The 22,376-nt window shown below is 35.4% G+C and carries 13 protein-coding genes and 1 pseudogene; 10 read left to right on the plus strand and 4 right to left on the minus strand.

All coding sequences use genetic code 11. The features are described from left to right. Positions 1-54: 54 nt before the first annotated feature. The 5 genes from DWZ69_RS00740 (at position 55) to DWZ69_RS00760 (ending at position 8,067) form a co-directional block, all read left to right on the plus strand. Positions 55-1,242, plus strand: a complete 1,188-nt coding sequence (locus DWZ69_RS00740) for a hypothetical protein (RefSeq protein ID WP_117999316.1) — start codon at positions 55-57, stop codon at positions 1,240-1,242. Positions 1,243-1,633: 391 nt separating this feature from the next. Next, positions 1,634-2,188 (plus strand): aminoacyl-tRNA hydrolase, encoded by a 555-nt coding sequence (pth, locus tag DWZ69_RS00745; RefSeq protein ID WP_118435622.1) that lies wholly within the window; start codon positions 1,634-1,636, stop codon positions 2,186-2,188. Between the two features lie 139 nt (positions 2,189-2,327). Continuing rightward, positions 2,328-5,825: a transcription-repair coupling factor gene (gene mfd / locus DWZ69_RS00750; RefSeq protein WP_117999318.1), complete on the plus strand. Its 3,498-nt coding sequence runs from the start codon at positions 2,328-2,330 to the stop codon at positions 5,823-5,825. A gap of 248 nt (positions 5,826-6,073) precedes the next feature. Beyond that, positions 6,074-6,727, plus strand: a complete 654-nt coding sequence (locus DWZ69_RS00755) for a hypothetical protein (protein WP_117999319.1) — start codon at positions 6,074-6,076, stop codon at positions 6,725-6,727. A 302-nt stretch (positions 6,728-7,029) separates the two neighbouring features. Next, positions 7,030-8,067 carry a D-alanyl-D-alanine carboxypeptidase gene (locus DWZ69_RS00760; protein WP_117999320.1) on the plus strand — a complete coding sequence of 346 codons (1,038 nt, stop codon included), beginning with the start codon at positions 7,030-7,032 and terminating at the stop codon, positions 8,065-8,067. 313 nt (positions 8,068-8,380) lie between these two features. On the opposite strand, the gene DWZ69_RS00765 is transcribed toward DWZ69_RS00760, so the two are convergent. Next, a complete protein-coding gene (locus DWZ69_RS00765) occupies positions 8,381-9,100 on the minus strand; it encodes a hypothetical protein (RefSeq protein ID WP_118435625.1) in 720 nt (239 codons plus the stop codon). 400 nt (positions 9,101-9,500) lie between these two features. Here DWZ69_RS00765 and DWZ69_RS00770 point away from each other — a divergent pair, with 400 nt between their 5' ends. Then, positions 9,501-10,994 carry a fibronectin type III domain-containing protein gene (locus DWZ69_RS00770; protein WP_158561074.1) on the plus strand — a complete coding sequence of 498 codons (1,494 nt, stop codon included), beginning with the start codon at positions 9,501-9,503 and terminating at the stop codon, positions 10,992-10,994. A 92-nt stretch (positions 10,995-11,086) separates the two neighbouring features. Here DWZ69_RS00770 and DWZ69_RS00775 read toward each other — a convergent pair whose 3' ends face one another. The 3 genes from DWZ69_RS00775 to DWZ69_RS00785 all read right to left on the minus strand — a co-directional run bounded on the left by DWZ69_RS00775 (position 11,087) and on the right by DWZ69_RS00785 (position 13,187). Then, positions 11,087-11,845, minus strand: a complete 759-nt coding sequence (locus DWZ69_RS00775; RefSeq protein WP_117999323.1) for a DnaJ domain-containing protein — start codon at positions 11,843-11,845, stop codon at positions 11,087-11,089. Then, positions 11,838-12,773: a DUF5685 family protein gene (locus DWZ69_RS00780; RefSeq protein ID WP_118435628.1), complete on the minus strand. Its 936-nt coding sequence runs from the start codon at positions 12,771-12,773 to the stop codon at positions 11,838-11,840. Before DWZ69_RS00780 ends, DWZ69_RS00775 begins: the two co-directional genes overlap by 8 nt. A gap of 72 nt (positions 12,774-12,845) precedes the next feature. Beyond that, entirely contained in the window at positions 12,846-13,187 is a 342-nt protein-coding gene (locus DWZ69_RS00785; RefSeq protein ID WP_243002583.1) for a hypothetical protein, read from the minus strand. 625 nt (positions 13,188-13,812) lie between these two features. Here DWZ69_RS00785 and DWZ69_RS00790 point away from each other — a divergent pair. The 4 genes and pseudogenes from DWZ69_RS00790 to DWZ69_RS00805 all read left to right on the plus strand — a co-directional run bounded on the left by DWZ69_RS00790 (position 13,813) and on the right by DWZ69_RS00805 (position 21,964). Continuing rightward, the gene (locus DWZ69_RS00790) at positions 13,813-15,264 is read left to right on the plus strand and encodes a sugar transferase (RefSeq protein WP_118435631.1); all 1,452 of its coding nucleotides are present in this window, start codon (positions 13,813-13,815) and stop codon (positions 15,262-15,264) included. Positions 15,265-15,328: 64 nt separating this feature from the next. Next, positions 15,329-15,475 (plus strand): annotated as a pseudogene (locus tag DWZ69_RS12220) (dTDP-glucose 4,6-dehydratase); the annotation flags it as partial. 212 nt (positions 15,476-15,687) lie between these two features. Further along, complete coding sequence (locus DWZ69_RS00800) at positions 15,688-16,944, plus strand: nucleotide sugar dehydrogenase (protein ID WP_117999327.1); 1,257 nt, start codon at positions 15,688-15,690, stop codon at positions 16,942-16,944. Between the two features lie 235 nt (positions 16,945-17,179). Beyond that, positions 17,180-21,964 carry a glycosyl hydrolase gene (locus tag DWZ69_RS00805; RefSeq protein ID WP_117999328.1) on the plus strand — a complete coding sequence of 1,595 codons (4,785 nt, stop codon included), beginning with the start codon at positions 17,180-17,182 and terminating at the stop codon, positions 21,962-21,964. The last annotated feature ends 412 nt before the right edge of the window (positions 21,965-22,376 follow it).

Consider the following 22,376-nt stretch of genomic DNA (forward strand, 5'->3'; position numbering starts at 1 on the left):
GGTAATATAAGAAGTGCATAATAAAATTTTAAACAAAATGATTAGGAGACAGAAATGAGAAAAGCATTATCAATTATTTTAAGTGTAGCGCTTATGGCAACATCAATTGTAGCTATTCCAAATAAAGTTAGCGCAGCAGCAGGTAAAGTTACACTTACTATAGAAAAATTATCAATAGGTCAGGGCTTATACGCAGGTCCTACACAGGTTACAATTAATAACGGTGATACAGTAAAAACAGTTATTGACCGTTACATGAATGATCATTCATTAAATTATGATTATACAACATCAAGTGGTTGGTACTTAACATCAATTCTTGGTGCAGACAGTACAAGAGTTGCACATATTCCAAATGAAATTGCAAACATAGCTGAACCATATGAATTTACAGATATGGATGATTATGGTTTGACACATTCTGGAACACCAATTTATGCACCTAACACTAATCAGAATCTTGGCAACAAAGACAAGAATCTTGGTGAAGGTGATTATGGCGTTATGTCAGGTTGGGTTTTCACAGTTAATAACAACGCAACTTACAGTGGAAAAACATTTAACAGAGAAGACGGTTTAACAAGCACAGATCCAACTGTAAGAAATGTTTATCAGTCTGGCGACAAAGTTAAAGTAAAAAACGGTGATGTTGTAAGAGTGATGTTCTCAGTATTTGGATATGGTGCTGATGTAGGTATTGATACAAAGAAGGCAACAGACATTAATAAAGTAAAATTAGCAAACAAAACAGAATTGTTAAGAGCTGTAGGTGATGTTAATAGTGCAAAATCTTACTGGACAGTTTACCCAAATGTTAATACAGCATACAATAACGCAGTGAAATTAACAAAGGTTTACAATCCTTCACAGGCATCAATTAACAGTGCAACAACAGCATTAAAAAATGCAGTTAAATATCCAAAGAATCCTGTAGTTGGTGCAGTTAAAATTAAGTCAGCAAAGAATGCAAAAGGCAAGAAGATTAAAGTAACATCAACAAAGATTTCAGGAATTACAGGTTTCCAGATTAAATACGGAAACAACAAGAAATTAAAAAACAAGAAAAAGAAAAAATGGAAAGCAACAACGGTTAAAACAACCAAAACAACTTACACAACAAAAAAGATTGTCAACATTAAGAAGAAAAAAGCATATATCAAAATTAGAGCTTACAGAAATGTAAACGGAAAGTATGTATACGGAAAGTGGACAGCAGTGAAGACAGTAAAGGTTAAGAAATAACATAATAGAATTAAAATCATTTGAAATAATAATATAGAAACAGCTTATGATAGACTTAAAGGACAGGTTTAGAGTTAAACTTGAAGTTTGAGTATGTCATGGGCTGTTTTTTAGTTGTAGATGTATAAGAATAGAAAAAAATCATCCATCTATATCAAGTAGAAACAAGGAAAGGGCATCCCATTACAAGCCTAGAAAGCGAAAAGTGATGCCCCAAGGGGGAAATATGAGAGAAGACAGATAGAAGTCGTAAGATACGAATAAGGCAAGAACATAAAAAATATAGAGTCATAATATCTATAATATACACATCATTAAATCTCTTAAATTGAATTTAGGCCTTTATAATGGTATAATTGTAATTTAGACAACGAAAAGGAATGGAATTAATATGTATGCAATTATAGGTCTGGGAAACCCGGAAAAGAAATATGACAAAACAAGACACAATATTGGTTTTGACGTAATAGATGAACTTGCCAGCCAAATGGGAGTGCAGGTTAATACAAAAAGACATAAGGCATTATGTGGTGTTGGACAAATTGGAAGCGAAAAGGTTATACTTGTGAAACCTCAAACATATATGAATTTAAGTGGGGAGTCTGTTAGGGCTGTAATGGATTTCTACAAGTTAGATCCAACAAAAGACATAATAGTAATCGCAGATGATATTAGTTTACCAACAGGCAAGATTCGTATTCGTGCCAAAGGAAGCGCTGGCGGTCATAATGGTTTGAAGAGCATAATTGCTCATGCAGGCACAGATCAGTTCACAAGAATCAAAGTTGGAGTTGGGGCTAATCAAGGTGACCTTGTAAAACATGTTTTAGGAAAATTTTCAAAGGGTGAAAGAAAAATAGTTGACGATGCTGTAAGAAATGCTGCATCAGCTTCAGAAGTTATTGTTATGTATGATGTACAAACAGCCATGAACAAATTTAATTAGAATATTTTTGATGAAATACGTGCAGAAAATATATTGGTTAAATAGTAGTGGAGAAGATACATTAAAATATGCAACGCAAGAAGTGTGGCACAATAAATAGGCAATGTAGAAAGCAAGTTAATGAGGCTCGGTATATAGTATGAATTATTTTGATTATTCACTAGAAAAATTAAATGAATATGAGCAGGTCAGGGACTGCTTATCCAGGAAGAAATCCTGTCAGGTGACAGGGTGTGGAGATTCCCAGCTGGCTCATTTTATTAACGGATTAAGCAATGGCTACAAGCAGAAAGTCATTGTTACTTTTAGTACCATAAAAGCTAAAGAACTGTACGATGATATGAAAGGTTTTACAGATGATGTTGTAATGTATCCGGCAAAGGATTTGATTTTCTTTAGCGCGGATGTTCATGGAAGCTATATACTCCAGCAGAGATTAGAGTTTATCCAGAAGGTTGTGGAGAACAAGCCTTTTACGGTGATAGTTACGGTAGATGCTTTTCTTGATAAAATACAACCATTGGAAAAGATAAAGGATAATTATATTGAAATTGGCGAGGGTAGCATTGTGGAAATGGATGCCCTGAAAACAAAACTTGCCGTGATGGGCTATCAGGCAGTAACACAAATCGACAGCCCGGGACAGTTCGCAATTCGTGGTAGTATTTTGGATATTTACACTTTAACAGACGAGACACCTTACAGAATTGACTTTTGGGATGACGAAGTTGACATTATCAAAAGCTTTGACGTGGAAAGTCAGCGCTCAATTGAAAATATAGAAAGTGTGAAAATTTATCCGGCAAGCGAATATTTCCTTGATAAAAAAACAATTGAGGATGGCATTGCCAAAATTAAAAAAGAATTAGAGAAATCTGAAAAGAAATTTAGAGAAGAATTTAACACAGAGGAAGCTAATAATTTAAAAAATACAGTTGGTGAGTTTTTGACAAATATGGATATTAATCCATATAGCGTGGCAATTGATAGTTATGTAAACTATTTTTGTGAGAATTTAGTGAGCCTTATGGATTACTTCGATGAGCCTATATTTTTTATAGATGAACCGGCAAGGGTGGAAGAACAGTTAAGAGTTGTGGAAACTGAATTTAAGGAAAGCATGAGCCACAGACTGCTTAAAGGGTATGTGCTTTCAGGTCAGACAGACATTTTGTGGGACAAAAATTATATTTTAAATAGAATAAATGACCAACAAAAAGTCCTTTTTACAACTATAGCTCAAAAAGTAAAAGGCTTTAATGTGGAAGAGTTTGTTGATGTGGATGCGCGAAACATCAGCCCATATAACAGCCAGTTTGAAATGCTTGTGGAGGACTTGAAAAAATACAAGAAACAGAAATATTCTGTGTTACTTGTCACATCATCAGCTACAAGAGGGAAAAGACTTGCCCAGGATTTAAGGGATTTTCAGATTAGTGCTTTCTTTGAAAGTGATAGCGAAAGAGAAGTCCAGCCGGGCCAGGTGATGATTGTAAAAGGCTCCCTTCGAAAAGGTTTTACCTACCCAATGATAAAATTTGTGGCAATTTCTGACACAGATATTTTTGGGGAAAAGAAGAAACGTAAAAGAAAAAAACACGGCTATTCAGGAACAACTATTTCAAGTTTTGCGGACCTGAATATTGGAGATTACGTTGTACACGAAAATCACGGTTTGGGAATTTATAAGGGAATTGAAAAAGTAGAAGTTGACCATGTGGTAAAGGACTATATTAAAATAGAATATGCAGGAGGCAGCAATCTTTATGTTTTGGCAACTCAGCTTGATATGATTCAAAAGTACGCTGATAGTGAAGCTAAACCACCAAAGTTAAACAAGCTTGGTGGACAGGAGTGGCGTAAAACAAAAGGCAAGGTTAAACGTGCCGTTGCAGATATTGCAAAGGAACTGGTACAGCTTTACGCAATCAGACAGAACGGAACAGGCTATCAGTTTTCTCCTGATACAGAATGGCAGAAGGAATTTGAGGAAATGTTCCCATTTGAGGAAACTGACGACCAGCTAACTGCAATTAACGATGTAAAAAAAGACATGGAAAGCAACAAGATTATGGACCGACTGATTTGCGGAGACGTAGGTTTTGGGAAAACAGAAGTTGCAATACGTGCGGCTTTTAAGGCGGTTCAGGACAACAAACAGGTTGCTTATCTTGTGCCAACAACAGTTCTTGCGCAGCAGCATTACAAGACTTTTAAACAGAGATTCAAGGATTTTCCTGTGAGAGTTGAGATGCTTTCCAGATTTAGAACAAAATCAAATATAGATAACACAATTAAGGATTTAAAAAAAGGATATGTGGACATAGTAATTGGTACACATCGACTTTTATCAAAAGATGTAAAATTCAAAGACTTGGGACTTTTAATTATTGATGAGGAACAACGATTTGGAGTAAAACATAAAGAAAAGATTAAAGAATTAAAAAATAATGTAGACGTAATGACTTTAACGGCAACGCCAATTCCAAGAACTCTTCATATGAGCTTAATTGGAATTCGAGATATGTGCGTTATGGAAGAGCCACCTCAGGAGAGAATGCCGATTCAGACTTTTGTTATGGAATATAATGACGAAATCGTGAGGGATGCCATTAACAGGGAGCTTGCAAGAGGCGGTCAGGTGTATTTTGTTTACAACAGAGTGCAGGACATTGCAGACATGGCAGGTAGAGTGCAGAGTCTGGTGCCTGATGCAAACGTGGCTTTTGCTCATGGACAAATGGGCGAGAGACAGCTTGAAGAAATCATGTATGATTTTGTAAATGGTGACATTGATGTGCTTGTAAGTACAACGATTATTGAAACGGGACTTGATATTCCAAATGCCAACACAATGATTATTCATGGGGCAGAGCGTATGGGTCTGTCACAGCTTTATCAGCTTAGAGGGCGTGTTGGAAGATCTAACCGTATGGCTTACGCATTTTTAATGTATAATAGAAACAAGATGCTTACAGAAGTGGCTGAAAAACGTTTGGGAGCCATAAGGGATTTTACAGAGTTAGGTTCCGGTGTGAAAATTGCTATGAGAGATTTGGAAATTCGTGGTACAGGCAACTTGCTTGGGGCAAAACAAAGTGGTCACATGGAAGCTGTAGGATATGACCTTTATTGCAAAATGCTGAATCAGGCAATTGAAACTTTAAAGGGCAACGAAGTAAATGATGACTTTGAAACAAAAGTTGATTTGGTTTGCGACGCATACGTGCCGGCATCATACATTAAGAATGAATCAATAAAAATGGACGTTTACAAACGTATTGCCGGTATTGAAACTTTGGAAGAATACGAAGATATGCAGGATGAATTAATTGACAGATTTGGCGACATACCAAATCAGGTTGAGAATCTTTTACAGATTGTACTCTTAAAGGCAGCAGCCCACAAAGCTTTTGTGACTGAAATTTCAGGCAACAAAAAATTAATAAAATTAACAATGTGGAATCATGCAAAAATCGACTCAACAAGAATTCCACTTTTGGTGAGAGAATACAAGGGCAGACTAAAATTTGTTCCTGAAAAATTAACTTTTGAGTACGCACCAAAGTCAAACGACAACAGCACAGTAATTGAAAGCGCAAAGAAATTAGTGGAGGCACTTTCCACGTTGAGATAAAATAAAAAAGAAAAACGCAGGGAGGAAAGTGGGAACACTTTGGCGTTTGGGTAAGATAAAAAAGAAAAACGCAGATAGGAAAGTGGGAACACTTTTGGCGTTTGGGTAAGATAAAAAAGAAAAACGCAGATAGGAAAGAGGGAACATTTTTGCGTTCGGGTAAGACAAAAAAGAAAAACGCAGGGAGAGTAGAGAACACACTTTCTGTGCTACAATAAGATAGGAAACGAAAGTACAAGGAGATTAAATTGAGAGTTTTAGGTAAAATAAAGAAAATATGTTTAGTTTTCATGGTGGCAGCCATGGTTCTAACACTTTTCGGGTGTGGAAGTTCAAGTAGCAAAAGTGAGCAGGAGTCATCTACAAAAACAGATGATAAAACAGTTGCCATACACGCAGGGAAAATCAAGGTATATTTAGATGAAGCCAAATACTACGCGTATACAGCCCAGGGAACTTACGAAACATACTACTTAACAAAGGGTAAAGATTTAAATTGGAACAAGAAGACAAGCAAAGGCGTTTCAATGGAAAATCTTGTAAAAAGCACAGTTCTTGATGATATTTGTAGGCGGGAATGTATGTATGCATTAAGGGATGAGTATGCAGTTACATTGTCTCAGGAAGAAAGCGACCAGATTGACATAAAACTTTCAAATTACTACACGGAGACAAATGGTGAGTTACTTTCAAAAATCGGAATTAGCAAAAGCAGACTAAAGAAGGTTTTCGAGAAAAAAGAAATTGCCGACAAGGTTGAAAACCTTATGTCTTTTAATGACAAAAAATTACCAGACGAAATGTATAAAAAGTGGAAAAGTGACAATACTGTTACGGCAGAAGTGCAGTGGGAAAATATTTCATTTAAACACCATATTTTTACGTCAGATGATTTATATTAGAAGTGAAAGTAATGCATGGGGAATTTCTACTATTGTAGATACTTTAGGGGTCATTAATGCCCCCCCCAGTTGAATAACCTTTAAGAATTTCTACTATTGTAGATAAAATCGGAACTAGGTTCCATCTTTCGGGTTGAATAGCCTTTAAGAAATTTTGTTATTAATTCTACCATTATAGATGAGTAGGCAAGGAGCATCCCTAAATTGCATTAAATTTTTTAGTAATTTAATTAAATAATTGATATTATATAGTTAATGTAAACAAGTAATTATACTGAAAGGAAAAACGAAGGAGTGATTTAATGAAAGCTCAAATAAGATGTTTGCTCAGTGCAATTCTTGTAGTGCTTTTAAGCATTGGAATTGTATTTTTGGGAGTAAACAGCGAAGAAAAAACAAAAACAATAGGTCCGGCCAAAACTGCGGTGCAAAGTGAAGCAGTTGTTAGGGATTTTATTCACGATAATTATGTGATTAGCGAAAAAAATCCATGGACAGATTACAGCCTGAAACCAATAGAGTATAAAGAAAGCAACCAGGAAATAAATAAGACAGTGGGTGCTAAGTCGGCAATATTGGTTGATGTGAAAAGTAAAGATATTTTGTATCAAAAGAATGCAGATGAGAGAAGAGCACCTGCTAGTACAACTAAATTAATGACGGCACTTACAGTGCTTCAGACTTTGAATTTAAATGATGTTGTAACGATTGGTGACGAAGTATATATGATTGCAGCAGATTCAAGTAAAGCAGGTTTTGCAAAAGGGCAGGTAGTTACAGTAGAGGAACTTCTTAACGGAATGCTACTTGCGTCAGGAAATGATGCTGCGTATATTTTGGCAAACGCCACGGGAAAAGCAATTTTTGAAGACAACATTGCAAACGAAGGTAAAACTTTTACACCTTCTCAATGTGTGGAGCGTTTTGTTCTTGAAATGAATAAAAATGTGCGTGATATGAATCTTGAAAATACACATTTTGCAACACCTGACGGATATGACGCAGAAGGTCAGTATACGTCAGCAAGTGATTTGTCGAAGATTGCAATGGAAGCATACAGTAACGAAACAATTGCCAGTATATGTGAGAAGTCAAGCTTCACATCAGAAACTTTAGGCAAAACATGGACAAGTACAAACCAACTGCTTCTAAAAAGCGGAAATTATTATTATGAATATTGCCAGGGAATGAAAACAGGAACCACTGACAGTGCAGGAAAGTGTCTTGTGTCTGTTGCAAAGAAAGGTGACAATCAGTGCCTTAGCGTGGTACTTGGAGAAAGCACAGACGAAGGACGATTTGGCGACAGCAAAGGCTTGCTGGAAGCCGGCGTACAGTAGAGACTTGTTAGGATGTTACGCAATAAAGACTTGTTGGAAAATTGCGTGAGTGAGACTTGTTAGGATGTTGCACAATAAAGACTTGTTGGAAACTTGCGTGAGTGAGACTTGTTAGGATGTTGCGCAATAAAGAATTGTTGGAAACTTGCGTGAGTGAGACCTTTCAGGATGTTGGCACGAAGTAGAGAATTGTAGGAAGTAGTGGGCAGTTATATGTAATACTTAGAAAGTATGTAGTTATATGTACTATCAAGCTATATGGAAAATGTAGGTGAAATAGATTGTATAAAGTGTAATTCACTAACATTTTCACTCATGTTAAAGAAGAAATATTAAAAGGGGTGGAAAACCCGGCAGGTTGCGAAGAAGCAAGAAAAGAAAAAGCCGGTAAACCCACCCCTTTGTTGTAGAAAACATCGAAAGGGGTGGAAAACTCGGCAGGTTGCGAAGAAGTAAGAAAAGCAAAAGCCGGTAAACCCACCCCTTTGTTATAGAAAACATCGAAAGGGGTGGAAAACCCGGCAGGTTGCGAAGAAGCAAGAAAGGAAAAAGCCGGTAAACCCACCCCTTTGTTATAGAAAACATCGAAAGGGGTGGAAAACCCGGCAGGTTGCGAAGAAGCAAGAAAGGAAAAAGCCGGTAAACCCACCCCTTTGTTATAGAAAACATCGAAAGGGGTGGAAAACCCGGCAGGTTGCGAAGAAGCAAGAAAGGAAAAAGCCGGTAAACCCACCCCTTTGTTATAGAAAACATCGAAAGGGGTGGAAAACCCGGCAGGTTGCGAAGAAGCAAGAAAGGAAAAAGCCGGTAAACCCACCCCTTTGTTATAGAAAACATCGAAAGGGGTGGAAAACCCGGCAGGTTGCGAAGAAGCAAGAAAAGCAAAAGCCGGTAAACCCACCCCTTTGTTGTAGAAAACATCGAAAGGGGTGTAAAAACCGGAAAGCTCTCCTAAAACAAAAAGCAGTGAATAGACAATGGAAAACAGTACATAAAAATTAGGAATTAAAGCATGAAAAATAGAAAAAAACATACAGAATAACAAAATAACATAGAAAAACTACAGAAAAACAAAAAACATTCAAAAGAACTAAAAGTGTTTTTAACAGAAAAACGTTCCGCTAGGGATGAACCTTGGTGAGATAAGAAAGTAGTTGTATGGCAACACCTGATTGGTGAGTAGAATGTCGTAAGCGACATCGTTGTTCTTAAGCAAAAATAAAAGAATGAGACAAATGTAAACTAAAAAAGTTGGAAAAAATAATATAGCATATACATAAAATACAACAATGGTTTTTAGAAATTTATTGTAAGACAAAATCATGTTGTAGGCACAATCTAATTGCAAGCTAGGACTTTATCATAAGGCAGGATTTTCATAAGGCAGGATTTTGTCTGAAGTAAGATTTGTGTGAGCAGAAAGGAGAATGTATATGAAAAGTAAAATTTTAAGTTTTTTTATGACAGTAGCATTAATTATTACGATAATGCCACAAATGGTTTTGGGAGCAAATGGGCCATGCAGTGAAGAATATCCACCGGCGTATGTTGGACTATTTTCAGAAAGTACTTCAAAATATATTTTTTCAAATTTTTCACAGGATAAAGTAGAAAAAGTAAACGGAGTAACTTATGATAAAAAAACAAATACTTTAACATTAAACAACGTTAAAATGCAGGCATATAATCTTGTTACAAACGTTATGGGCGATGATTTTAAAGTTGTGGTTAAAGGTGAAAATCAGTTAAGAGCCATTTTAATTTGGGGTGATGGATATGGTGGAAATTTAACAGTTTCAGGAAATGGCAAATTAATCATAAACAAAAACAAAAAGCAGAAGTCAGCTATTTCTATGTATGCTGAGGGTACAAAAGGTTTACTTACAATTGAAAAGAGCGTAAATCTTGAAGCGTATTCGCAAAAAGGAGCTCCGGTAATTGAAACCGTATCAGCTTCAAATGGTGAACCTGCAAAAGCCATAGCCATAAAGGGAAAAACATCTGCCAAGGTTAATGTTAAACAGGTAAAAGAAAAGTACCAGATTCCTGTATCAGTTAAAGCCTATAGAACAGAAGACAGATATCAACTTGCTAAATTTGAAAAAGATGACAGGTACTATGGTGGAAATGCCAAGTATGACAACATGGGCGAAGAAACAGGCGAATATCAAATGTATGAAATGCTTCAAGATGAAAGCATAGAAGAGGGAAATATTGTATGGGTTGCAAAACCTATAGAAACACAAAGTAGCATAAAACCTGAAAATAATGGATATACAAGAGTGGTTGAAAACGGTCAGGATGCAAAATTTAATGAGGTCATAATAATGGATACATTTAGAGAAACTTATTTGTCAATGTATCATAGCACAGCTGACGGAAAGGATTATGGGGTATACACAGTAACATATATTAATGATGAGAATCCCGCCGGAATCCAAAAATATACTATTTATACAGTGAAAGATGACAGTATATTAGGCAAGGTTGCAACTCCGGTGGAGGGTAAGGTACAATTGTTGAAACTTCCAGACGATTTTGAACAAAAAATAGAAGGGGAATATTATTCATATAATTATAGTGTAGGTTTGGAAAAACTCGCTATTACAGGAGATACTCAAACAGCACCTACAGTAAAGAAAATTGGAACAGCTAAAATCAAAAAAGCAAAAAACAATAAAAAGAAAGCTGTAAGTGTTACTTGGGGCAAGGTAAATAATGCCAAGAAATATCAGTTACAGTATTCTTTAAACAAAAAATTTGCAAACAATAAAAAGTACAAAACGAAAACAATTACCACTGCAAAGACTAAAGCTAACATACGCAAGCTAAAAAAGAAAAAGACTTATTATTTTAGAGTAAGAGGTGTTAATGGAAAAAATGTTGGTAAATGGTCAGCAGTTAAAAGGGTAAAAGTGAATAAGTAGAAGAGATAAGGGATAAAATTAACAGATAATAAAAACCTCAAATATAAAGTGTAAAAACTTATATTTGAGGTTTATTAATTCTCTCTATATAATTAACATCTGCAACAAAGACTCATAATGCAAAGTGTTGTACATGGGTCGCTACAAATTGTAGCACCTGTTCCACCGAATTCCTGTTGTCTGCCTGCGTACCAGTCGCCACCACTTTCAAGAGCTTGTACAAGGCGCTGATATGTACTGTTTCCCGGTTCCATCTGAAGTGCAGTTTTTGCAAAATCAAGGGCAAGGACATTATTTCCAACACCGTTGTTTGCAACAGCACTTAGGAAGTACCAGTATGCTGAACGGTCTTCAATTGAACCAAGTACATTGAGCGCTTCCTGAAAATGACCAGTGTTAATGTAGTTTGATGCGGCAGTGTAATGTGGGTCCTGATTAGACGCATTAGCACCTCCGTAGCCATTGCCACCATTTGAACTGTAGCCACCAAAGAAACTTCCGAAAGGTCCAAAACCACCAAAAGGATCGTCATAGGCACCACCCTGCCCATAACTTCCATAGCCACTTGAACCGCCCTGACCGTAACTTCCGTAACCGCCAGAACCGTAACCCTGACCATAGCCACCGGCACTTTGTCCGTAACCACTGCCGGAAGAACCGTACTTACGCTCGTTCATAATCTGGTCGTATGCCTGCTGAACTAACTTAAACATCTCTTCCGCCTTATCCTTATTAGGATTATTAATATTAGCATCAGGATGATATTTTCTACTTTTTTCTCTATATGCTTTTTTTACTTCATCGTCTGTGGCACTTCTGTCAATGCCAAGAACCTTATATGGATCACTCATAATACTTTGTCCAAACTCCCGCGTATAATATATTTCTTAAAATATTAGCATTATCTAATATTGGTAAAAATTCAAATTCTTTCGAACAAGCTGCCATCATCATGGTCAGCATCTGCTTTATTCTATCATCAAAATCCTCATCCTTGCAAATATTTTTAAAAGGATTGTAACTGCCTTTTTTCAAATCTTTTTCCAAATCCTTGTAAGCATCCAGTATGTAAATAAACTTTCCAAGGAAAAATCCCATTCGGCTAAGAATAGGAGCCCATTGGTCATCTTTCGGCGTAAACAAAACGCTCATGATTTTCCCGAAAGAACCTGCAACTAAGTCAATATTAGTTTCCTCAGTTTCCTCATACTGCTGAAGCTCATCTAAATACCGGGAAATCAACTCAACTTTTTCCTTATATAGAATTGATTTGGATTTATCACAAAAATCAGATTCAATCTGGGTATCAAATTCAGTCCCGGAAACACTCTCGCTACCGAAATTTGACGCAGTGCTAGAAACACTTACGATTCTTGAGTCAGCCCTTGAATTTTTCTTGGAAAATGATTTGCATTTTCTCTTTAGAATAGAAGAAAAAGCTAACTTAATAATATTTTTGTCATCATGCCAATCATCTCTTGCTTTAAAATAAGCAAGAACCACATTCATATCTGCTACATAGTCAGTGTAAGAACTGCTAAGCATCAGGTGTTTCCCCTGTGGATGAGAAATACAACGATGGTGTTCTTCTGTAACAGGGGCTTCGTACAGGCTGGTAAGAAGTAACGACAGAAATGTCATGTCATAAGTTAAAGTCACCTGACCTGTAATGCCGTAACGCTCCTTTAAACAATGACAAAGACCACAATAGTAGCCTTTGTAAACATCGAACTCTTTAAATTTCAATTCAGGTTTGTTAATAACAACGTATCCAAACATAAAACTCCTTTGGAAAACTTCCCAATAAGCAAATGTAAAACTCTGCCGATTGGCGTGCAAAAGGAAAGCTCCCTAGCTTCTTCTAATAAATTTAGTGCTGCACTTTGGACAGCGAATTTCAATTTTGCCATGTCCTCTTGGTATTCTGATTTTCTGAGAACAAGTAGGACATTTAAAATATTTGTAGTTTTTTCTATCCTGTGTGTTAGCACGACTTCCAGTGTAGCCTCCGCCATAATTGTTTTGATAATTACCGTAGTTGTTTTGATATCCACCATTGTAACCATTGCCGTTACGCTTAAATTTGCCAATGAACTTTAAATACTTCTCGTTTTCTGCCGCTCTCTTGTAAATGTTTTTGGAAAACATTCTATAGTAAGTAAGAATAATTAAAAGCAAAATAAGAAAGCTCATAAAACTGCCTCTTACAAAAAGTGACAATACGCATAAAATAAAAATAACTACTAACATAAATCTAGAAAGTTGATCAACTCCATATCTCCCATACATAAAATTTGTGAATTTGTCTCGCCAATTCATACTAAAATCTCCAATCTAAATTTAAATTATTAAATTGTAAAAATAAAAAATAAATTCCGTAGGTCCTAATTAAAAGTGCAAAACCTATAATTAAAAACACAAACTGAATTTAATATTCTATAAACTAATATTAATATTATCCCCCTTTTTTCATAAAGGCAAGGTGAGAGCGGGACATTTAACATTTAAGTCACAAAAGTTTACAAATAGGTAAAAAATAAGAATTTTACAAAAGAAAATAAACAGGGATTACAAAAAAACTCAATAAAAAAAAATAAATATAAAAAGCAATATAATATTATCTCATTTACACAATATTTGTATTAGTGTAAAATAAAGGAGAATAGATGAAACGGAATATAATGATAATTAATAGAAAATCATAATGTAATGAAAACATACAAATTGTGAATTAAGATTTTCGGGGGAACTAAATCAAATTATAAAAGAAAAACAGACAGATAAAATTTGTAAGTGCAGGAATACATAGGAGAATAAAATGTACAGAAAATACAGACAAGGTTGGATGAAGCACTTGGATTTTATGATAATAGATATGTTATGTTTGCAAATTGCATTTATTTTGTCATATGTAATAAGACATGGTTTACAAAATCCATATTTAGATATGGACTATCGCAATTTGGCAATATTTATTGAAGTGGCAGATATAGCTATTATATATATTTTTGAGACTTTTCAAGACGTTCTAAAACGTGGCTATTATCAGGAATTTGCAGTAACACTAAAACATTCAATATTAATAATGCTAGTTGCAGTGTTGTTTATTTTTAGCTTGAAAGAAAGCACACAGTTTTCACGAATAGTTATTTTTATGACAACGCCGTTGTACGCATTTATTTCATATGTGCAAAGAATTATATGGAAACAGATATTAAAAAAATACAGTTTGGATATAAATAACAGAACACTTTTAATTATAACTAATAATGGTATTGCAGAAGATGTTGTGACTAAAATGAAGAAGAATAATTATGCAGGTTATAACATTAACGGTGTGGCAATAATTGATGAAAAAAGAGAGGGCGATGTAATTTCAGGAATCCCGGTTGTGGCAGATTATGATGATGTACTAAAGTACGTTTGCAGAGAGTGGGTAGATGAGGTTTTTGTAAAAATAGATATACCTGAAATACAAGCTCATGATTTTTTGGAAAAGTTAGTAGAAACAGGTGTTGTGGTACACTTAGGGATAGCACAGGAATTCGAAACCATTGGAAGTAAGCAAATTTTTGAACGAATGGGCGACTATGCTGTTATGACAACTACTATAAATTATATAACAGCAAAACAAGCATTTCTTAAGAGAATGTTGGATATAGTTGGTGGGTTAGTCGGAACTTTTTTTACGGGAGTATTATTTGTTTTTATAGCTCCGGCTATTTTTATCAGTTCACCAGGCCCGATATTTTTCAAGCAGGAAAGAATCGGAAAAAATGGAAAAAGATTTAAGATGTACAAATTTAGAAGTATGTACAGAGATGCGGAAGAACGAAAGAAAGAACTTATGGAAAAGAACCGTATAAAAGACGGTATGATGTTTAAATTAGATTTTGATGAGAGAATCATTGGCAATAAAATAATGCCTAATGGTGAGAAAAAAACAGGAATTGGAGATTTTATAAGAAGAACAAGTTTAGATGAATTTCCACAGTTTATTAATGTTTTAAAAGGTGACATGTCATTGGTTGGGACAAGACCGCCGACTGTTGATGAGTGGGAAAAATATGAACTTCATCATAGGGCCAGATTGTCAATAAAACCGGGTATTACCGGTATGTGGCAGACAAGCGGTAGAAGTAATATTACGGATTTTGAGGAAGTCGTAAGATTGGATACGGAATACATAAAAAACTGGACACCTGGTTTAGACATAAGAATATTGTTGAAAACTGTTGTTTCTATTGTTAGCAGAAAAGGTTCTATGTAAGTTTTAGACAGAAGAGAATGAAAGGAAGAAAATTAGGAAGATAGACAATGAACATTATTGTGACTGGTTACCTGAAACAAAATTTGCCGACGGAATCAAGAAAACAATTCAGTGGTATCTTGATAACAAAGAATGGTGGAAAACAATTATTTCAGGAGAATACAGGGAGTATTATAGGAAAATGTACGACAATAGGTGTACATGTCATTAAATAATTTCTCTTTATATGATTATGTATTTGTGTTATATTAAGAAGGTTAAAGGGTCTATGCATTTAACTTTGTTAAATTTAAAATATCAAAACGAATTTATAATTTGATTGCAGTGTCAGGAAGTCTGATTACACATAATGAATAATTGGTGTGATTAGGATTTAGTTGTTTGACACCAAAATCATAAGTTAAAAACAAGTGAGGTAGAACAATGAGAGAATTTAAGGATTTGAAGATTGCGGTAGCAGGAACAGGTTATGTTGGATTATCAATTGCTACTTTATTATCACAGCATCATCAGGTAACTGCTGTTGATATTATTCCTGAAAAGGTTGAACTTATTAATAATAAGAAGTCACCTATACAGGATGATTATATTGAAAAATATTTGGCTGAAAAGGATTTAAACCTTACAGCAACATTAGACGCAAAGGCAGCTTACGAAGATGCAGATTTTGTTGTTATTGCAGCACCAACTAACTATGACAGCAAGACACAGCATTTTGATACATCAGCAGTTGAAGCGGTAATTGATTTAGTAATGGAATATAATCCTGAAGCAATCATGATTATTAAATCAACAATTCCTGTAGGATATACAAAGAGTATCAGAGAAAAAACAGGTAGCGAAAATATTATTTTCAGCCCTGAATTTTTAAGAGAAAGCAAGGCTTTGTATGACAATCTATATCCTAGCAGAATTATTGTAGGAACAGATTTTAACAATGATAAGTTAGTAGAAGCTGCTCATACTTTTGCAAAGTTATTACAGGAAGGTGCAATCAAGGAAGATATTGATACATTATTTATGGGATTCACAGAAGCGGAAGCTGTAAAACTTTTTGCAAACACATATTTAGCATTACGTGTTGCTTATTTTAATGAATTAGACACATATGCAGAGTCAAAGGGCTTAAACACACAGGAAATTATTGATGGTGTATGTTTAGATCCAAGAATTGGAACACATTATAATAACCCAAGTTTCGGATATGGCGGTTATTGTTTGCCAAAGGATACAAAGCAGTTATTAGCAAACTATGCTGACGTACCTGAAAACTTAATCGAAGCCATAGTAGAAAGCAACAGAACAAGAAAGAGCTACATTGCAGACAGAGTTCTTCAGATGGCAGGCTACTATGATTACAGCAGTGATTATGATTACGATGATTCAAAAGAAAAGAATGTTGTAATTGGTGTTTATCGTTTAACAATGAAGAGTAATAGTGACAACTTTAGACAGAGCTCAATTCAGGGTGTTATGAAGAGAGTTAAGGCTAAGGGCGCTAAGGTTGTTATTTACGAGCCAACTTTAGAAGATGGTGATACATTCTTTGGAAGCGAAGTTGTAAATGACTTAGATAAGTTCAAGGAAATGAGTCAGGCAATTATTGCAAACAGATACGATAGTTGTTTAGATGATGTTAAGGAAAAAGTTTATACAAGAGATATTTTCCAGAGAGACTAGAATATTTAGTGAGTTGATTTGGAAGATAAGAATTCAAATATTAATTACAATAAACATAGAAAAGCACAAGGTCAAAAGATTTTGTGCTTTTTTCGCTAAAATAAACACTGAAAATAAAATAATTGCACTAACAAATTGTAAAAAAGAGATTTAATATATATATACAGTTAAAGCCATTAGAGTGTAAAATAGAAATAATAGGCACATTAAAATATTAAACAAAAAAGGAGACAAAATGAAGAAAGGACTTTTAAAAAAATCATTGGCGCTATGTTGTTCTATTACAATGTTGGCAACTAGTGTACCAATAACAAACGTATCAGCAGCAGATTTTACAGATGATTCTGTTAATGTGATGGTTGATAAGGGCGGATACAAAACAGAGGTTTTTGGGGTAAGGACAGAAGATTGGGGACAAACTTGGACTGATAGAAAAGATTCGCTTCCACCATCAAAGGTTTATTTAACCGACAATTATAAAGAAACAGTTGGAACAGTGCCAACAAACGATTGGGCAAGCTCAGTTGTTTTTGATCAATATTCTGAGTCGCTTTATGCACATCCACTTGCTTACAGAGCAGCAAGTAACGGAATGCAGATGGCATCACCGGCAGTAGTTGATAGCACTTCCTATGTTGACGGAGAGCCAACAGTAGAAAGCTTGTTAGAAGATGACACAGTGGAACTTGTAGTAGGTGGAGACAGCTTTAGTGCAAAAGATGCAAGCGTTGATAAAACTACAGACTGGAGTTACGAGATTGTAATGGCAAACAATGCAGGCAGCAGTTCCATGAGAGCAATTATTGCTAAGGGAACTCCTTATGCATACTATACTTTTGATAATATGTCACCAACAATTTCACTTGGTGCAGGCGCAACAGATTTAGCTATAGTAAAGAACACAACAGCTTCAAATATTATTGGTGTAAGTCTTAAGAACAAAAAAGACGGTAAGACACATTACTATATGTTAAGCGCACCTTCAGGAACTACATGGACTAATGCAGGTGGAAAACTTACAGCAAAGTTACCAGCAGGCAAAAACTATATGTCTGTGGCAATTCTACCGGATGGAAGCAACGAGGCTTTTTCATTATATGAAAAGTATGCTTTTAATTTTATTACGGATACAAAGGTACAGTGGGAATATCTTAATAATTCAGCCAAGGTTGTAACAAAATATAACGTAACAACTAAGAATATGGAAACAGGAGCTGTAGGTGGAGACACAATTATGGCACTTTATCCACACCAGTGGCGTTATACTGAAGCTGACTTTACAAAATACACTTACAACACAATTCGTGGAACAATGAAAACTGTTGTAGGTTCAAGTTATGTAACTCAGATGCAGTACAACGGGATTTTGTCAACACTTCCAACAACAACTGATGAGGAAACAGTTGGCAAAATCAAGGAACAGCTTGGTTATTTATACGACTATAGAAAGAAAAAAGATGATCCAAAGTGGATTTGCTATTTAGAAGGTCAGTATGGTGGCTATGATACATATTGGGTTGGAAAGAATCTTAACACTATGGCAGATGCAATATGGCTTTCAGGTCAGCTTGATAACGATGATACTGACATGAAGACTATTACAGATGAAATGGTTGATGGAGTAAAAGATTACCTTGAATTTTGGTTTGATCCATATCAGGGATATATTAGCGGAAATTATAAAGACGATTATTTTTACTATGACAAGAATTACGGTACTTTAATTGGGTATCCTTCATCTTATGATTCTGACAAACAGGTAAATGACCACCATTTCCATTACGGATATTGGATTAAAGCAGCTGCAGCAGTTGCCATGGAAAAGCCTGAATGGGCAAAAGAATGGGGTGGCATGGTTTACGAGATGATTGGTGATATTGCCAATGTTCATCGTGATGGTAAGGGCTACAACGAAAACAGTTCTACAAGATATCCATTCCTTAGAAACTTTGACATTTACGAAGGTCATTCATGGGCATCAGGCGTTGCCAATTATGAATATGATGAAAATGGTGAATTAGTAGACAAGAAGGGTGGACTGGCAGGTGGAAACAATCAGGAGTCTTCGTCTGAATCTATTAATGCCTGGGCATCATTAATTCTTTGGGGCGAGGCTGTTGGCGATAAAGAAGTTCGAGATGCAGGTATTTATATGTATACAACAGAAGTGGCAGCAATTGAGGACTACTACTATGATGTACATGATGAAATTTTTACAGACAAATATGAAGACAAAGATAATTACAATATTCAGACAGTTACAAGATTGTTTGGCGGTCGTTATGATCACACAGCTTGGTGGACAGAAAATTCCATTGAAGTAACAACAATTACCATGCTTCCTATTTCAGGGGCAACTCTTTATATGGGAAAATACAAGGATAAAGTAAAAAATGTTGTGGACAGCATAGATGAGAACAGTAAGCAGTGGCAGCATTTTGTGGCAAATAAAAACCAGATTTGTACAAATTACGGAAAAAAAGACATGCTTATAGATCCTAAAACAAATCAGGATGTAATTGCAGAATATTATGCCTATTATGATCCGGATGGTGCGTTGGCACGTTGGGATCAAAGTGATACTGGAAAGGTTGAAAACGGTGAGTCAAGGGCTCATACATTGTCATATATAACATCACTTCAGAAATATGGAAATCAGGATTTTTCTATTACAGGTAGCGATCCTCTTTCATTGGTTTTAAGCAAGGACGGTAAGAAAACTTACGTTGCAGAGAATCACACAGATCAGGTGAAGAGAGTTTATTTTACAGATGATACATATGTAGATGTTCCAGCTAACTCAAGTTATGTAGGCAAGAAGACAGGTGATGGAGCTAATCCAAATATTGATGATAGTGAGTTACTTGGAAACACAACAAAAGTAACAGTAGAAAATTATTTAGAAAATTATGCAGGTAATGGCTACGACATGACTTCAAGTCAGGTTAGTGTAAAAGAAGGAGAAACAAGCTATACATATCAGCCACAGAATATTACAGGTTTTAATTTTGACAGTAGTAACAAAGGTAATGTTCTTACTACAGCTGTAAAGGAAGATAATTCATCAGTGGTGAAAGCTTACTATGAGCGTAACAACTACACTATAAGTTATGTTCTAAACGGTGGTGTATTTACAAATGCACAGCCAGGGGCTGCTGGACAGAATGCATACGGTGGTAATCCAACTAACTACCGATATGGTAGTAGCATTAAGTTAGTAAATCCTACAAAAGCAGGTTATAAATTCGAAGGTTGGTTTGCTGATTCTAATTATGAGAATGAAATTACGGAAATCACACCAACAACCGCAGGCGATTTGACGTTATATGCCAAGTTTGTTGATGAGTCCATAATTACAAATTTTACAGTTGAATACTATAAACAGAGTGAAGACCGAAGTGAGTATAATCTTGTGGAAGAAGATACTGTTAAAGTGACAAGTATTGTTGGTAAGGAAGTATCTGCAGTTGAGAAAACATATGACGGATACAAACTTAATGAAAATTCAATTACAACAGGTGTTGTTTTACCTAACGGAAAATTGATTCTGCGATTATATTATGACATTGACCAGAAAACTTCTACAAATACAGACAGAGGAGCATACATAGGAAGTGATGGTAAACTTAATTTTGTTGTAAAAGACAATGCAGGTAGAGTGTTACTTTACTATAAGGTTGTTAGTAAACAGGCAGAGGCAGAGGCGTTTTACAACGAAGCTGTCGCAAGTAATGGCGGCAATTGCCCGGGATATTTTATGGAAAAATCAGGCGATGGGTTTAAGAAAGTTGCTAATGAAACTGTAAGTGGAAGCGATTATGTTATCTATAGATTTAATATTGATGACAAAGAATTTACCGATTGGAATTTGGCACAAATATCAGATTTGGGAAATGCCGGAACAAATAATAAAAAAGCAAATTACAGCGTGAAGTATTTTGTTCAGGATAAAGACCAAAATGAATATACTGAAAATAAAAACATGGCAGTAACTGTTGAAGGCACTGTGGGAGAAGCTGTTGTTGCTACAAAGAAAAATGTTGTAGAAAATAATAACGTTCAGGAAAACAACGGACAGGGCTTTACAGTAAATGTTAAAAAGAGTAGCCTTTTCGGTGTGGTAAAAGAAGATGGCAGCTTAGAATTAAAGGTGTATTATGATAGAAACACTTATGCTATTGACTATAATGGTTTAGGTAATGCTACACATAGCAACCCATCAACATATGTTTATGGAAATGCAGTTAAACTTACAAACCCGGTAGGCGGTGAAAAATTCCAGGGCTGGTATTTAGATGATAGTTACACACAACAAATTTCAGAAATAGCCGAGGGTACTTTGGAAAATATTGTACTTTATGCAAAGTTTAAAAATTCACAGCCGGCGACAACAAAACCGGCAGAAACACCAAAGCCAACAACAAAGCCTGGTGAGACAACAGATAAGCCGGGTGAAGTTACAACAAAGCCTGGTGAGACAACAAATAAGTCAGATGATGTTACAACAAAACCAAGTGGAACAACAGAAATTCCGGCAACAAGTAACCCTGCTACAACAGGAAATGGTGAAACAACAAAGCCAAGTACTACAACAGGAACAGGTGAAGTAACAACAGCTCCAGGTAAAACAACAGGAGCGGGCGAAGTAACAACAGCTCCAGGAAAAACAACAAAACCTGGTACATCTGTTACAACAAAAATAAAACGACCTGCCAAGGTTAAGAAGATTAAACTAAAGAAGAAAATCTCTAAAAAGAGCAATGGCAAATTCAAGAGAAAAATTAGCATTAAGTGGAAAAAACTAAAAGGCGTAACAGGTTATCAAATTGCAATTAGAATTGGCAAGAAAGGCAAATTCAAAGTTGTAAAGAAAATCAAGAAAAACAAACGCAAATACATAAAGTCAAAGGTTAAACTGGGAAAGACTTATTATGTAAAAGTAAGAGCTTATAGGAAAGTTGGCAAGAAAGTAGTTTATGGAAAATACTCGAAGGCTAAAAAATGTAAGTTTAAGAAATAGTTTGAATAATGGAAGACAATTGTTATTTATTAGCACACACTGTGCCACCTGACAAATTAACGAAAGCACGCTCCCGCTGCCAAATGCTTGTAGCGGTTCTATAAAGCCGACTACGCTGCCTTTATGAACCGACGGCGTTAGAGCACTTTCTTTTAACTTTGTCAGTTGTCACAGTGAAGAACTTGGTTTGCATAACATAGCAATTGTATTCATTCTTTTACTTTACAAGAAAAATTATTTAAAATAAATGTTTATAGAAATTTTGTAGGAAACTGCACTTTCTCCATAGGGAGATTGTGCAGTTTCCTTATGTAATAGTTTTAAAGTTTATGGAAAACTAGAAAAATACTTATTTTGAATTATAAAATAGAAAACAAACAACAAATACTTGACTATATATCACAAAAAGAAT

The organism is Eubacterium sp. AF34-35BH, from assembly GCF_003477765.1.
Lineage (GTDB): Bacteria > Bacillota > Clostridia > Lachnospirales > Lachnospiraceae > Eubacterium_G.

Bases quoted from the DNA above. Each gene is read 5' to 3' on its own strand.
- DWZ69_RS00740 (WP_117999316.1), top strand. From the start codon at position 55: ATGAGAAAAGCATTATCAATTATTTTAAGTGTAGCGCTTATGGCAACA.
- pth (WP_118435622.1), top strand. From the start codon at position 1,634: ATGTATGCAATTATAGGTCTGGGAAACCCGGAAAAGAAATATGACAAA.
- mfd (WP_117999318.1), top strand. From the start codon at position 2,328: ATGAATTATTTTGATTATTCACTAGAAAAATTAAATGAATATGAGCAG.
- DWZ69_RS00760 (WP_117999320.1), top strand. From the start codon at position 7,030: ATGAAAGCTCAAATAAGATGTTTGCTCAGTGCAATTCTTGTAGTGCTT.
- DWZ69_RS00765 (WP_118435625.1), bottom strand. From the start codon at position 9,100: ATGTTTTTTTCTATTTTTCATGCTTTAATTCCTAATTTTTATGTACTG.
- DWZ69_RS00770 (WP_158561074.1), top strand. From the start codon at position 9,501: ATGAAAAGTAAAATTTTAAGTTTTTTTATGACAGTAGCATTAATTATT.
- DWZ69_RS00775 (WP_117999323.1), bottom strand. From the start codon at position 11,845: ATGAGTGATCCATATAAGGTTCTTGGCATTGACAGAAGTGCCACAGAC.
- DWZ69_RS00780 (WP_118435628.1), bottom strand. From the start codon at position 12,773: ATGTTTGGATACGTTGTTATTAACAAACCTGAATTGAAATTTAAAGAG.
- DWZ69_RS00785 (WP_243002583.1), bottom strand. From the start codon at position 13,187: ATGAGCTTTCTTATTTTGCTTTTAATTATTCTTACTTACTATAGAATG.
- DWZ69_RS00790 (WP_118435631.1), top strand. From the start codon at position 13,813: ATGTACAGAAAATACAGACAAGGTTGGATGAAGCACTTGGATTTTATG.
- DWZ69_RS00800 (WP_117999327.1), top strand. From the start codon at position 15,688: ATGAGAGAATTTAAGGATTTGAAGATTGCGGTAGCAGGAACAGGTTAT.
- DWZ69_RS00805 (WP_117999328.1), top strand. From the start codon at position 17,180: ATGAAGAAAGGACTTTTAAAAAAATCATTGGCGCTATGTTGTTCTATT.